Here is a 13,742-nt window from a genome sequence, read left to right as displayed (position 1 = left end):
GCCATCCTCTTCGCACCCACACTCGTGGGAACCATCTACGGCATGAACTTCGAGACCATGCCGGAACTCTGCTGTGCCACCCGTTGTCGCGACCCTCCGCAATCGCGTGCCGTCGAAGGTGGTCGGCGGTGCGGGAGGGCTGGCCCCAAGGTCCGGGGGAGCGCCCGGCATGGGTGGGCTGCGGATTCTCCCCAGATTCTCCCCAGGGGGTCCTGCGGGCCGCTTCTCGGAGTTCGCAGGAGCTAAGTTGATCAATGGTGCTGCTGTGCGGTCTACAGCCAGTCGCGCTTCTTGAAGATGACGTACAGGCTGACGCAGACGACCGCCATCAGCAGGATCGCGAAGGGGTAGCCGGCGGCCCAGCGGAGTTCCGGCATGGTCTCGAAGTTCATGCCGTAGATGGTTCCCACGAGTGTGGGTGCGAAGAGGATGGCGGCCCAGGAGGAGATTTTCTTGATCTCCTCGTTCTGTTCGAAGCCGGCTTCTGCCAGGGCGCGCATTTCGGCGTTCTGTTGTTGGGAGACCAGGGTGGCGTTGACCGTCAGGATTTCTGTGAGGGCCTGGCGGAAGCCGTCCACGCGTTCGCTGGTGTGGGTGACGTGGTCGGCGACGTCGCGGAGGTAGCGCTGGAGTTCCTCGTCCGTGCCGTACTTCGCGAAGCCGGCCATCAGGCCGTGGAGCATGCCGACCAGGGGGCGGGTCGCGCGCTGGAACTCGACCATCTCGCGGGAGAGTTCGTAGATGCGGCGGGACACCGCCGGGTCGCCGCGGAAGACCTCGGTCTCGATCTCGTCGATGTCCGTCTGGACGCCCTCGACGACCGGGGCGTAGCCGTCGACCACCGCGTCGAGGATGGCGTACAGGGCGGCCTCCGGGCCCAGTCGGAGGAGCTCCGGGGTCTCCTCCATGCGGCGGCGGACGCTGGAGAGGTCCGGGGCGCCGCCGTGGCGGACGGTGATCAGGAAGTCCGGGCCGACGAAGATGTGGAGCTCGCTGAACTCGACCTCCTCCTGCGCGTCGAGGTAGCGGGCCGCGCGCAGGACGACGAAGAGGGTGTCTCCGTACCGCTCCAGCTTGGGGCGCTGGTGGGCCTCCAGGGCGTCTTCGACGGCGAGTTCGTGGAGGTTGAACTCACCGGCCAGGGAGTGAAGTTCGGGCTTGGTGGGACGGTGCAGGCCGATCCAGGCCATGCCGTCGGGCGCTTCGCGCAGCTGACGGAAGGTGTCGGCCAGGGTGGTGGGGGAGGCGACCCGGCGGCCGTCGCGGTAGACCGCGGAGTCGATCACGCTGCGGTGGTTCGGCGGAGCGGGGGACGGGGGCGCGGGCTGCGGGGACGGCGGCGGTCCCGCCGGAGGGGTGACCGGCGGAGAGGCGGGACGGCGCCATCCCGTGCGCCTTTCGGACGGCGAGGGGCGGTGGCGGTGGTCTGGGCGCTCCGACATCGCAGGTCTGCTCCCGGTCGAACGTGTGTTTACGGGCAAGGGGCAGGATATATGGGGGAAAGGGGCATCGGGTCGGTCTCCCGCGCACAGGGTGCGGGCGCTGGGAGGACACTCCCCCTTGCGGACAGAAGATGTCCGCAAGGGGGATTAGTTTGCTGTCATGGCCTCCAGGACGACGCATCCGCATCCCGTACTCGGCACCCGCGCGCTGAACCGCGCCACACTCGCCCGCCAGCTGCTGCTCAGCCGCGCCGAGATGTCCGCGCGGGACGCCGTGTCCCACCTCCTCGGACTCCAGGCGCAGAATGTGAAGCCGCCCTACTTCCAGCTCCACGCCCGCCTCGCCGGATTCCGGCCCGCCGAGCTGGCCGGGCTCATGGAGTCCCGGGAGGTGGTCCGGATGGTCACCATGCGCTCCACCATCCACACGCACACCGCCGACGACGCCCTCACCCTGCGGCCGTTCGTCCAGCCGGCCCGCGACCGCGAGGTGAACTACTTCCGCAAGGGCCTGGCCGGGGTGGACCTGGAGCGCCTCGGCGAGCTTGCCCGCGCCTTCGTCGAGAGCGAACCGCGCACCATGGGCGAGATCCGGGAGGAGCTGCTCAAGGAGTGGCCCGAGGCCGACCCGCCGTCGCTGTCCGTCGCCGCCCGCTGCCGGCTGCCGCTCGTGCAGGTCACGCCCCGCGGGGTGTGGGGGCGCAGCGGGCAGGTCCGGCTCACCACCGTGGAGCGGTGGCTGGGGAAGGCCGCCGGCCAGGCGCAGCCCGTGGACGAGGTCGTGCTGCGCTACCTCGCCGCCTTCGGGCCCGCCTCCGTCAAGGACATGCAGGTCTGGGCCGGCCTGACCCGGCTGCGCGAGGCCTTCGAACGGCTGCGGCCGGGACTGGCCGTATTCCAGGACGAGAACGGCGTGGAGCTCTTCGATCTCCCCGACGCACCCCGCCCCGACGCGGACACCCCGGCGCCGCCCCGCTTCCTCCCCGAGTTCGACAATCTGCTGCTCTCGCACGCCGACCGCGGCCGCGTGGTGCCCCCCGAGATCAAGGGCCGCACCTGGACGGGGAACCAGTCCCACTGCACCCTGCTGGTCGACGGGTTCCTCGCCGGTCTGTGGAAGCTCCAGGACCGGGTGCTCACCGTCGAGTTGTTCGGCCCGGTCCCGAAGGCGGCGGAGGAGGAGATCGTCGCCGAAGGGGAGCGGATGATCGCCGTGATGAGCGAGCGCGTCGACATGAGCGAGGGCGTCGACATGAGTGAGGGCGTCGACATGAGTGAGGGCGTCGAGACGAGTGAGAGCGTCGAGGCCACCGAGCCTGCTGCCGCAGGGTCCGTGCGTTTCGGGGTGGTCAAGCCCTGATGGCCTTCGTGGCCGCCGACGGCGGGCAATGGCTCTCGTGCTACGACGGGGACCGGTCAACTCCCGGCTGACGCCGCTCTAGTGGTCCTTTCGCCGGACACGGCACGATGCCTGGCATGACCGAAAGCACGCAGAACAGCACCCGAGACAGCGCCGCCGGCGAGTTCCTGGCCGCGCGGGACTTCCTGCTGGAGCGCCGAGGGGACTACGAGGCCGCCCACGCCGGATTCACCTGGCCCCGCCCGCACCGCTTCAACTGGGCCCTGGACTGGTTCGACCGCATCGCCGCCGGCAACGGCGCGGACGCCCTGCGGATCGTCGAGGAGGACGGCACCAGCCGGAGCGTCTCCTTCGGGGAGCTGGCCGTACGGTCGGACGCGGCCGCCAACTGGCTGCGGGGCCAGGGAGTCGCAGCCGGTGACCGGGTCCTGGTCATGCTCGGCAACCAGCGGGAGCTGTGGGAGGTCATGCTCGCCGCGATGAAGCTGCGCGCCGTCGTCATCCCCGCCACCCCGCTGCTCGGCGCCGCCGACCTGCGCGACCGGATCGAGCGCGGTCACGTACGCCACGTCATCGCGCGCGCCGAGGACACGGCCAAGTTCGACGAGGTGCCCGGCGGCTACACCCGTATCGCGGCCGGCCCGGAGGTCCCGTCCGGCTGGCGCCGGCTGGAGGACATGTACGCCGCCGACGCCCACTTCACTCCCGACGGCGAGACCCTCGCCACCGACCCGCTGATGCTGTACTTCACCTCCGGCACCACCGCCCACCCCAAGCTCGTAGAGCACACGCACGCCTCGTACCCCATCGGGCACCTGTCCACCATGTACTGGCTCGGCCTGCGCCCCGGCGACGTGCACCTCAACATCGCCTCGCCCGGCTGGGCCAAGCACGCCTGGTCCAACCTCTTCGCCCCCTGGAACGCCGGCGCCACCGTCTTCGTCCACAACTACGCGCGCTTCGACGCCGAACGGCTGATGGCCGAGATGGACCGGCACGGCGTGACCACCTTCTGCGCCCCGCCCACGGTGTGGCGGATGCTGATCCAGTCCGACCTCACCAAGCTGGCCACGCCCCCGCGCGAGGCCGTCGCCGCCGGGGAGCCGCTCAACCCGGAGGTGATCGAGAAGGTCCGCGCGGCCTGGGGCATCACCATCCGCGACGGGTTCGGGCAGACGGAGACCACCCTCCAGGTGGGCAATTTCCCGGGTGTGCCCGTCAAGCCCGGCTCCATGGGACGTCCGGCGCCCGGCTACAAGATCGTGCTCGTCGACCCGGTCACCGGCAAGGAGTCCCCCGACGAGGGCGAGCTGTGCGTGGACCTGCGCACCGGGCCGGCCGGGGTGATGACGGGCTACCGCGACGACCCGGAGCGCACGGCCGAGGCGATGGCGGACGGGCTCTACCGGACCGGCGACATCGCCTCGCGCGACGCCGACGGGTACCTCACCTACATCGGCCGGGCCGACGACGTCTTCAAGGCCTCCGACTACAAGATCAGCCCGTTCGAGCTGGAGAGCGCCCTCCTGGAGCACGAGGCCGTCGCCGAGGCCGCGGTCGTCCCCGCCCCGGACGCGCTGCGCCTCGCCGTCCCGAAGGCGTACGTGACGCTCGCCGCGGGCTGGGAGCCCGGGCCGGAGACGGCCCGGGCGCTGTTCGAGCACTCCCGCGCTGTGCTGTCCCCGTACAAGCGGATCCGCCGCATCGAGTTCGCGGAGCTCCCGAAGACCGTGTCCGGCAAGATCCGCCGGGTCGAGCTGCGGGACCTCACGGCGGCCGGCTCGGCGGGGGAGTACGAGGAGTCCGAGCTCGGCTGACCCCGGGCCGGCGCCGTACGGGATCCCGTACGGGACCTCGTACGGCATTCCGTGCGCGGCCTCGTACGGGATCCCTGTGCGGGCCCCGTGCGGGAATCCTGTGCGGGACCCCGCACGAGGTCCCGTACGCCGGTCCTTACGCGGGCAGGTGCGCCTCGATCGCGGCGACGACCTCGGGGGCCTCGGGCTCGGTGCGCGGGCGGAAACGGGCCACGACCTCACCGGCGGGGGAGATCAGGAACTTCTCGAAGTTCCACAGGATGTCCCCGGCCTCGCCCTCGGCGTCCGGGGTCTTCACCAGCTCCTGGTACAGCGGGTGCCGGTTCTCACCGTTGACCTCGGACTTCTCCAGGATCGGGAAGGTGACGCCGAAGCCGGCCGCGCAGAACGTCTGGATGTCTTCCGCGTTGCCGGGCTCCTGCCCGCCGAACTGGTTGCAGGGCACGCCGATCACGGTGAAGCCCTTCGCCTCGTACGCGAACTGCAGGCGGGCCAGCCCCGAGTACTGGGGGGTGAGCCCGCACTGCGAGGCGGTGTTCACGATCAGGATCGCCTTGCCCTTGTGGGCCGCGAGGCTGGTGGGCTCATCGGACAGGGTGGTCAGCGGGATGTCGTAGAGGCTCATCGGGCTCCTCGGCAGGAAGGGCGGCTAACAAGTAGCGGTTAACGCCTCCGAGCCTAAGGGGTGCCCCGTCGGTCGTGCCGGGCCCGGGGTGTCCGGCCTGACCGCCTGACCGCCTGACCGGCAGGACACCCGCGCACCCCTCGCACTCCTCTTGTCCCTCGCCCTCCTCAGGCCCCGGAACCGATCAGCTCGTCCGCCGGGTCGTTGACCGGCAGCGGCATGCCGGTGAGGTCCATGACGAACAGCGGTATCCCCAGGTCGTTCGCGCGGGTGCGGGCGTCCTCCGTGTATCCGGCGAGCGAGAAGTAGACGCTGGTCGCGGAAGCTGTAAGTCCGTTCAGCCAGACGCACTCCACCGCCCGCAGCCCGGCCGGTGCGGTGGTCGGGTCCACCTGGGCGACCAGTCCCGGAGCCCGCAGGTCCACGGCCGCGGAGGGGATCGGCCGCCCGTCGGGCTGCCGTACGTCCTGGAACCCGAGCCAGCGCAGGTACAGCGCGGCGGTGGCCACGGCGTCACGGGCCGTCCGGATGGTCACCGGGCGGAAGGCGGGCCGCGCTGGAGCGACTGCCTCCGCCTCCCCGGGGAGCTGTCCGGACGCAGCTCCGGCGGCCCCGTCCCGGGCCCCGTCCCGGGTGCCGTCCACACCACCCGCGCCGCCGGCGGGCTGAGCCCCCTGCGGCCCCGTCCGCCCCGGAGCCCGCCGCCCCGGGTCGCGCTGCCCCGCGCCCATCCGCCCCGGCTCGGCGGGCTCGGCCGCCTCCAGGGGATGCACCGCGATCCGCACCACCGTCCCGCAGGAGCCGCAGCCCAGCTCCGGGTGCGGCCACTCGCTCTCCCGCCCGCAGCTCGTGCACCGCACGGCCACCCAGGCGTCCGACCACGTGCGATGCGTCAGAGGCTCCGGCGGCGCCGTCAGATCCAGCGGCGGGACGACCGGGCTCCCGCAGGCACAGGGGAAGACCGGGGAGGTGTAGCTGTTCTCGCGCAGGCACGCCGGGCAGCGCACCGGTACCGCTTCCGCCATGAGACCCGGACCTCCTCGTCGCTGTGCGTAGGTCCATGCTCCACCACCGGCCACGGCCGGGGGAGCCAGTCCTCGGATTCCCGTGGTTTCCGGCCGGAGGCACGGCCAATTTGTGTGACTGACCGTTCAAGGCGCGGCTTTTGGTGGGTTCCGGGGTGCCGCAGCGCCTTGACGTGCGAGGAACTGCCGCTTAGCTTGTTCCGTATAGCAGAACAAAACTTCCGGATTACGGAAAAGCCTGACCGTCGGACCCGCAGGAGAACTCGATGCCCCGTATGACAGCCGCCGCCGCTGCAGTGGAGATCCTCAAGCTCGAGGGCGTTTCGCAAGCCTTCGGCGTGCCCGGCGCTGCGATCAACCCGTTCTACCGCGAGCTCAAGAACGTGGGCGGCATCAACCACACGCTGGCCCGCCACGTCGAGGGCGCCTCGCACATGGCCGAGGGCTACACGCGTGCCAAGGCGGGCAACATCGGTGTCTGCATCGGTACCTCCGGCCCCGCCGGCACCGACATGATCACCGGCCTGTACTCGGCGATCGCGGACTCGATCCCGATCCTGTGCATCACCGGTCAGGCTCCGGTCTCGAAGCTCCACAAGGAGGACTTCCAGGCCGTCGACATCGCCTCGATCGCCAAGCCGGTCACCAAGAAGGCCACCACCGTCCTGGAGGCCGCGCAGGTCCCGGGCGTGTTCCAGGAGGCCTTCCACCTGATGCGCTCCGGCCGTCCTGGCCCGGTCCTGATCGACCTCCCGATCGACGTCCAGCTGACCGAGATCGAGTTCGACCCGGAGACCTACCAGCCGCTGCCGGTCTACAAGCCGCGCGCCTCCCGCGCCCAGGCCGCCAAGGCCCTCCAGTTCCTGCTGGAGTCCGAGCGTCCGCTGATCGTCGCCGGTGGCGGCATCATCAACGCCGACGCCTCCGACCTGCTGGTCGAGTTCGCCGAGCTGACCGGCGTCCCGGTCATCTCCACCCTGATGGGCTGGGGCGTCATCCCCGACGACCACGAGCTGAGCGCCGGCATGGTCGGCGTCCAGACCTCGCACCGCTACGGCAACGCGACCTTCCTGGAGTCGGACTTCGTCCTCGGCATCGGCAACCGCTGGGCCAACCGTCACACCGGCTACAACCTCGACGCGTACCTCGGCGACCGCAAGTTCGTCCACGTCGACATCGAGCCCACCCAGATCGGCAAGATCTTCGCCCCGGACTTCGGCATCGCCTCCGACGCCAAGGCCGCCCTGGAGCTCTTCATCGAGGTCGCCAAGGAGCTCAAGGCCGAGGGCAAGCTGCCGGACTTCTCCGCCTGGGCCGCCTCGGGCCAGGAGCGCAAGGCCACCCTCCAGCGCCGCACGCACTTCGACAACATCCCGATGAAGCCGCAGCGCGTGTACGAGGAGATGAACAAGGCCTTCGGCCCGGAGACGCGCTACGTCACCACCATCGGCCTCTCCCAGATCGCCGGCGCGCAGATGCTGCACGTCTTCAAGCCGCGCCACTGGATCAACTGCGGCCAGGCCGGCCCGCTCGGCTGGACGATCCCGGCCGCGATCGGTGCCGCCACCGCCGACCCGGAGACCCCGATCGTCGCGCTCTCGGGCGACTACGACTTCCAGTTCATGATCGAGGAGCTCGCGGTCGCCGCGCAGCACAAGGTCCCGTACGTCCACGTCCTCGTGAACAACGCCTACCTGGGCCTGATCCGTCAGGCGCAGGGCGGTCTGGGGATCAACTTCGAGGTCAACCTCGAGTTCGAGAACATCAACACCCCGGAGCTGGGCGTCTACGGCGTCGACCACGTCAAGGTCGCCGAGGGCCTGGGCGTCAAGGCCATCCGCGTCACCGACCCGAACGAGCTGGGTGCGGCCTTCGAGCAGGCCAAGAAGCTGGCCCAGGAGTTCCAGGTCCCGGTCGTCGTCGAGGCCATCCTGGAGCGCGTCACCAACATCTCGATGAGCAAGACGGTCGACATGAGCGACGTCACCGAGTTCGAGGAGCTGGCCACCGAGCCCGGCCACGCCCCCACCGCGATCAAGTCCCTCAAGGTCTGATCGACGCCTGACCACAGGTCTGGCAGTACGCGGCGGCCCCCGTCACTCCGGAAGGAGCGGCGGGGGCCGTCGTGCGTGTGCGTCTACGCGGGGCGGGGGCCGAGCTCCGCGTCCACCGCGCCGGTGAGCAGTTCGCGGGCCCGGTGCAGGGTCAGCGAGCCGCTCAGCCAGCGCTCGCTCAGTCCCTCCACCAGGGCGGTCAGACGGTCGGCCGCGTCCAGGGGGGTGACGTGCAGGTCGGCGAGGCCGGCGGCCTGGGCGTCCGAGATCGCCTCGGCCGTGTCGTGGGACCAGGAGCGCGTGGACGCGGCGAGGGTCTCGCGCAGGTCGGTGTCGAAGATGTCGCTGGCCCGCAGTTCGCCCCAGGCGGTGCTGTTCTCGCGCACCCGGGGGGTGTCCTGGAGTTCGCTGAGCAGCAGTTGGAGGAGGACGGTGCGCGCGTCCTCGGTGTTCCGCACGGCCTCGTCGGTGTAGCCGGTGGCGCGGTCGCTGATGAAGGCGAGCGTGCGCTGGATCAGGCCGGCGCGGTCCTTGAAGTGGTAGTAGATCAGGGCGGTGGAGACCCCGGCCTCGGCCGCGAGCTCCTCGACGCGCAGGCCTCTGACGCCGTTGCGCGAGATGACCCGTACGGCTGCTTCCAAGATCAACGCCTGGCGGTCGGCCAACGCATCGTGGCGTGCAGCAACCGGATCTTCTGCGCCGAGCTCACCCCTCGTCCCTGCGGACCCAGGCCGCCCGTCTCCAGGACATCCACGACGAACTGCGCGGTCTCCATCAGCCTGCGGAACACGCCCTGCGTCAGGCGCGTCGACCGGTAGAGGACCTGCGCACCGTCCGCACAGCTGTAGCACAGCGGCAGGGACCCGCACAGAAGCGTGGTCACGATGTGGCCCTGGTAGCGGCCCAGCAGTCCCTGTCCCCGCGCGATCAGTGCCTGGTCCGCCCAGGCGGGAAGCTCCGCGCTGCGGGCGAAGTACTCCTGGAGCCGGGGTGGCAGCTCGGCGGGGACGGCGCCCGTGTTGTTGTCCCGGGCGAGGAGGGACTGGCGGACCTCGTCCTGGCGCCCGAGCGCGTAGATCTCTTCGATGGCCGTGTCCGCGAGCGGATCACCGGCCTTCCTCTGAGGATCGAGCAGCTCATCCGTCCACCTGTTCGCGGACATGGGTGTACCTCCACAGCGGTTGCCACACGGGCCCAGAGACAAGGGCAGGCCGGCACCGGTTGTAGGCCTGCCGGCCCTGCTCCAGTACCCCCACACCCCGACGCCAGAGCGCGGACTCGGGGGGCCGCGGACTGTGCCGGCCCGCCTTGGGGGACCAAACCAGCGCACGCGTCCATCGACCAACGAACGGGGACGGCGGGCATGCGCGGGCCGGGCGGGCCGGGTCAACGCCCGGAAAGACACGGTCATGCCTCTCCGGACCGGCTCACAGAACGTGCTCCATCTCGGCGCCAACCGCGGTCCCATTGATGCCCGGGGCCGAGGTCAGACGGGTACTCGGTCGCATGGCGGATACCAGCGTGAAGATCGATGACACGACCAGGGACCGCCTCAAGGTCGGCTGTCGCCTACCTGGAGGCCTCTGGCGAGCGTGTGGACGCCGCGTACGAACCGTGGCGGGACCTGATCACCAGCATCCGGGCCCTGCGCCAGGACTCGTACGAGATCGCGACCGGCTGCGGTCGATGCGGGCCCCGGCGCGGCAGCGCTCCTGCTCGCCGGGACCGGTTGGGGCGGGCTGTTGCGGTCACCCAGGGCAGCGGGTCGCAGATCACGCGGCCCCCGGCTCTGACGGGACGACGCATATCGGCGGACGGGTCTGCGCCGTTGAGAATCCTGCGTGCTGAGCTCCGGGTCATGGCCAACCGGGTGCCTGAAGGCGCCCGGTTGGTAGCGTCACCGGCATGGATCAAGACCGTGTGCTCGAAGCGTTTCGTCGGGAATCCGGGGCGCTCACTGATGCCGTGTCAGGACTGTCCGAAGCTGAGTGGAGCATCGTGACACGCTGCACCCCGTGGACCGTACGCGACCTGATCGGGCACGTGTGCGTCGTGATCGATTGGCTTCCGGGCATGCTGAACGCGCCAGCCCCGGGTGCGGCCACGATTTCCGCTGCGGATTACTACCGTCCGGACGACCGCTTTTCACCCCAGACCAACGGTGCCCGGATCGCTCTGGCTCAGGACCGGGCAGCAGAGCCGGCTGATGGTGCCGCGTTCGCCGAGGATTTCACCGCGACCTGGCGGCGGGTCGACCGGCTGTGCCGGGTCCAGCCGGCCAGCCGTACCGTCTGGACGCGTCATGGTGACGCCATGCTCTTGTCTGAGTTCCTGCTCACCCGAGTCGTCGAAGTCGCTGTCCACGGCCTCGACCTGGCTGATGCACTCCGACGCGAACCCTGGCTCACCTCGTCAGCCGGTGACGCCGTGCTGGAGCTGCTTCTCGGCGCAGAGCAGATGGCGGCCGCTGACAAATTGGGTTGGAGCCAGCCGCATTTCCTGCGCAAAGCCACCGGCCGCGAGCCGTTGGACGAATCGGAGGCCGCGCAGATCGAACAGCTCGGCATCCGATGGCTCGCCCTGGGCTGACACCTGCGCTCCGCTGCAACAAGATCATCCCTCGACAGAGCTCGGAATGATCGGCTGCGCAATCATCTGCTGGCGGCGCCTCAAAAAACAGTGCTGATCTGAGCCTCAGCCCGAACCGGCGACCAGCGCCTCGCCGAGCGGGGTTCGCCGGTAGAGCACCGACCGTCCGGACCGGGCGCGGACGAGCAGCCCCGCGCCTCGCAGGATGGCGAGGTGGTCTCCCACCGCGCCGGGTGCCATGGCGAGGCTTCGTGCGAGGTGGCTGGTACTGGCCGGGGCGTCCAGCGCCAACAGCAGCCGGGCTCGGGCCCGGCCGACCAGAGCGGTCAGCGCGTCCGGTTGGGGGACGGTCGCCTGTTCGCCCCACAGGGCGGCGGTGCCGCGGGCAGGATAGACCAAGGTCCTGGGCCAGGGGTCTTCCAGGTGGGCGGCGATATTCCCGACGAAGACCGAAGGGATCAGCAGTAGCCCGTCGCCGGCGAGGCGGACGTTTCCCACTGGGGGGAAGAAGCCGATCTCGATACCGCCGGCGCGCCAGGCGATGCTCGGGTGCAGGCTCTCGATGGTCGTGGCCCATCCGTGTTCGCCGATCAGACCCACCCGGTGCACGACATCGCGCTCACAGATCGCGCGCAGTTGCGGCCAGTCCGTGGCGAGCAGCTCGTGCCACGCCTGGTCCATCGCCTCGGCGATCCTGGAGACGGCGTCCGTGGAGTCCAGCACTGCGCGTACGCGAGGATCATGGGCGGACGGGCCGGCCGCGCTGGTGGCGAATTCGTGGCGGGCCGCTTCCAGTGGTGTGGCCCGGATCATGGCCAGGTCGTCTGCCCAGGTCTGGTTGATGCCGCGCGGCGGCGGGGCGACGAAGTTCGGTCCGGATTGCGGCGTGTGCAGGGTGAGGGCGGCGTCCAGGTCGGTCTCGCGGCGAAGCCGTTCAAAGGCCGGCAGGAGCCGGGTCGCCCAGGCTCGCGGCAGCGGCCGGTCTTGGCCGGCGAGCGAGCGTAGCAGTAAGCAGAGGTCCATCGCGGGCGACAGCGCGAAGCGGCTGCGCAGCAGGTCCTCGACGGAGACTTCGAAGCGGAGCACCCTGCGATGCTACCGCCGGACGTCTGTTCCGATTCGTCCAGCGACGAATCATTGGTGAGTGGCGTGGGCGCACGGCGAGGCTGGGCGTCATGACCCCAACCGCCGAACCCGCGCAGGGCAACCACCGTGCCACCTACCGGGAGGTGCTGGCCGAGCCGCGATTCCGGCTGCTCTTCTCGACCCGCGCCGTCGCGATCACTGCGGGCTCGCTGCGGATCACCACGTTCTCGGTGCTGGTCTTCGCGGCCACCGGCTCCGCGCTGTTGAGCGCACTGGCCTTCGGCATCGGCTTTCTCCCGCAGTTGTTCGGCTCGCTGCTGCTGGGCTCACTGGCCGACCAACTGCCGCCCCGCGCGCTCATCGCCGGCGGCTACGCCTTGGAGTGCGCCGCCGCACTGCTGCTCGCCCTGGTGCAGGTGCCGATCGCGGCAAGCCTCGGTGTCGTGGCACTGGTCGCCCTCGCCACACCGGTGTTCGGCGGCGCGTCGAGTCGGCTGGTCGCGCAGTGGCTGAAGGGCGACGCCTATGTACTGGGCCGTTCACTGAACAACATCGCCTCCTCTGGCGCGCAATTGTTCGGTCTGGCGCTGGGAGGTGCGGTCGTCGCGGTACTCGGCCCGCACCGGGCGCTCGCGGTAAGCGCCGCCCTCTACCTCGGCTGCGCGCTCGCCATCCGCATCCGGCTACCCCGGCTGGAGCCGGGAGAGTTCGGCGGCACACCCGGCAGCGCTCGGGGCGATGGCGGAGCCGTCCGGGCAAGCCTGCACGGTGCCGGCCTGCTGCTGCGAGGACGCACGGTACGACGACTGATGCTGGCCCAGTGGCTACCGCTCGCGTTCGTAGCGGGCGCGGAAGGTCTGATCGTCGCCTACGCGGGAGGACGCCACTTCGCGCCCGGCTGGTACGCGGTGCTGATGGGCAGTCTGCCGGTCGGCATGCTTGTCGGTGACCTGCTGGTGGGTCGACTGCTACGGCCACCCACCCGGGAGCGACTGGTGGTCCCGTTGATTGTGCTGACGGGACTGCCGCTGGTCGGCTTCGCTACCGAGCCCGGAGTGGGCGTCTCGTCCTGTCTGCTGCTGCTCTGCGGCTTCGGATTAGCCTACGGTCTCGGCCTGCAACGGCCGTTCCTGGACGCCCTGCCGCAGGATGGCCAGGGCCAGGCCTTCGGTCTGCTCGGCTCCGGCAGCATGACGCTGCAGGGCGTCGGGCCGGCCTGCTTCGGCTCGGTGGCCGCGGGCATCGGAACAGGCGGCGCAATCGCCCTGGCAGGCGGCGCGGCGGTGCTTACCGCCGGCTGGATTCTCACCTGGCACCCGTCCACCTCCCCGGTACCCGTCCCGAACTGCTCAACGGGATCAGAGAACGGCACCGAACAGCATCCGTGTAGTTCTCCTGCGCAGTAACCGTCGCAGGTCGGGTCGGCCGCGAGCCGTCACGCACTCCACCCCCACCCCCACGTCTCTCTGACAGACAGTCATTTCCGGTAGCTCATTGCGTGAGGAGTCCTGAGCCTCGGCTCTGCCAGCCGTTGCGGACCACGTACGGGATCTTGAGACCACGAGCAGCCCATGGAAGGTTCATGCCGCATGATCGATGAATTCGCGAAAGACAACCTGCACGGGAGACTGCGGCGGGACCGCAAGGTGCTGCTCTGGAAACTCGACGGCTTGTCCGAATACGACGCCCGCCGACCTTTGACAGCGACCGGGACCAACCTCCTCGGCCTGGTCAAACACGTGGC

The 13,742-nt window shown here is 70.1% G+C and carries 12 protein-coding genes and 1 pseudogene; 7 read left to right on the top strand and 6 right to left on the bottom strand.

The features are described 5' to 3' along the window. Positions 1 to 69: pseudogene (locus AB0D94_RS36805) on the top strand (CorA family divalent cation transporter); the annotation flags it as partial. Between the two features lie 203 nt (positions 70 to 272). Here AB0D94_RS36805 and AB0D94_RS36800 read toward each other — a convergent pair. Beyond that, positions 273 to 1,442, bottom strand: a complete 1,170-nt coding sequence (locus AB0D94_RS36800; RefSeq protein WP_362061970.1) for a magnesium and cobalt transport protein CorA — start codon at positions 1,440 to 1,442, stop codon at positions 273 to 275. 160 nt (positions 1,443 to 1,602) lie between these two features. On the opposite strand from AB0D94_RS36800, the gene AB0D94_RS36795 reads away from it, so the two are divergent. Together AB0D94_RS36795 and AB0D94_RS36790 are read left to right on the top strand one after the other, a co-directional pair. Then, positions 1,603 to 2,802 (top strand): winged helix DNA-binding domain-containing protein, encoded by a 1,200-nt coding sequence (locus AB0D94_RS36795; RefSeq protein ID WP_362061967.1) that lies wholly within the window; start codon positions 1,603 to 1,605, stop codon positions 2,800 to 2,802. Positions 2,803 to 2,918: 116 nt separating this feature from the next. Continuing rightward, positions 2,919 to 4,619 carry an AMP-binding protein gene (locus tag AB0D94_RS36790; RefSeq protein ID WP_362061964.1) on the top strand — a complete coding sequence of 567 codons (1,701 nt, stop codon included), beginning with the start codon at positions 2,919 to 2,921 and terminating at the stop codon, positions 4,617 to 4,619. A 136-nt stretch (positions 4,620 to 4,755) separates the two neighbouring features. On the opposite strand, the gene AB0D94_RS36785 is transcribed toward AB0D94_RS36790, so the two are convergent. Together AB0D94_RS36785 and AB0D94_RS36780 are read right to left on the bottom strand one after the other, a co-directional pair. Then, positions 4,756 to 5,244 (bottom strand): glutathione peroxidase, encoded by a 489-nt coding sequence (locus tag AB0D94_RS36785; RefSeq protein ID WP_362061961.1) that lies wholly within the window; start codon positions 5,242 to 5,244, stop codon positions 4,756 to 4,758. 167 nt (positions 5,245 to 5,411) lie between these two features. Further along, positions 5,412 to 6,269 (bottom strand): hypothetical protein, encoded by an 858-nt coding sequence (locus AB0D94_RS36780; RefSeq protein ID WP_362061958.1) that lies wholly within the window; start codon positions 6,267 to 6,269, stop codon positions 5,412 to 5,414. Positions 6,270 to 6,535: 266 nt separating this feature from the next. Here AB0D94_RS36780 and gcl point away from each other — a divergent pair, with 266 nt between their 5' ends. Then, positions 6,536 to 8,323: a glyoxylate carboligase gene (gene gcl, locus AB0D94_RS36775; RefSeq protein ID WP_362061955.1), complete on the top strand. Its 1,788-nt coding sequence runs from the start codon at positions 6,536 to 6,538 to the stop codon at positions 8,321 to 8,323. Positions 8,324 to 8,406: 83 nt separating this feature from the next. Here gcl and AB0D94_RS36770 read toward each other — a convergent pair whose 3' ends face one another. Then, positions 8,407 to 8,964: a helix-turn-helix domain-containing protein gene (locus AB0D94_RS36770; RefSeq protein ID WP_362061976.1), complete on the bottom strand. Its 558-nt coding sequence runs from the start codon at positions 8,962 to 8,964 to the stop codon at positions 8,407 to 8,409. Positions 8,965 to 8,966: 2 nt separating this feature from the next. Next, positions 8,967 to 9,485, bottom strand: a complete 519-nt coding sequence (locus AB0D94_RS36765; protein ID WP_362061953.1) for a hypothetical protein — start codon at positions 9,483 to 9,485, stop codon at positions 8,967 to 8,969. A gap of 743 nt (positions 9,486 to 10,228) precedes the next feature. Between AB0D94_RS36765 and AB0D94_RS36760 the strand changes: the two genes are divergently transcribed. Next, on the top strand, positions 10,229 to 10,912 hold the full coding sequence (locus tag AB0D94_RS36760; protein WP_362061950.1) for a maleylpyruvate isomerase family mycothiol-dependent enzyme: 684 nt from the start codon (positions 10,229 to 10,231) through the stop codon (positions 10,910 to 10,912). Between the two features lie 105 nt (positions 10,913 to 11,017). Here AB0D94_RS36760 and AB0D94_RS36755 read toward each other — a convergent pair whose 3' ends face one another. Next, positions 11,018 to 11,998 carry a winged helix-turn-helix domain-containing protein gene (locus AB0D94_RS36755; RefSeq protein ID WP_362061947.1) on the bottom strand — a complete coding sequence of 327 codons (981 nt, stop codon included), beginning with the start codon at positions 11,996 to 11,998 and terminating at the stop codon, positions 11,018 to 11,020. Positions 11,999 to 12,087: 89 nt separating this feature from the next. Here AB0D94_RS36755 and AB0D94_RS36750 point away from each other — a divergent pair, with 89 nt between their 5' ends. Both AB0D94_RS36750 and AB0D94_RS36745 read left to right on the top strand, forming a co-directional pair. Next, the gene (locus AB0D94_RS36750) at positions 12,088 to 13,404 is read left to right on the top strand and encodes an MFS transporter (protein ID WP_362061944.1); all 1,317 of its coding nucleotides are present in this window, start codon (positions 12,088 to 12,090) and stop codon (positions 13,402 to 13,404) included. A gap of 183 nt (positions 13,405 to 13,587) precedes the next feature. After that, the coding region (locus AB0D94_RS36745; RefSeq protein WP_362061973.1) for a DUF664 domain-containing protein at positions 13,588 to 13,742 on the top strand (155 nt) is incomplete at its 3' end.

Source organism: Streptomyces sp. NPDC048255 (assembly GCF_040652415.1).
Classification (GTDB): Bacteria; Actinomycetota; Actinomycetes; order Streptomycetales; family Streptomycetaceae; genus Streptomyces.
This window is presented reverse-complemented; position numbering and strand designations above follow the sequence as displayed.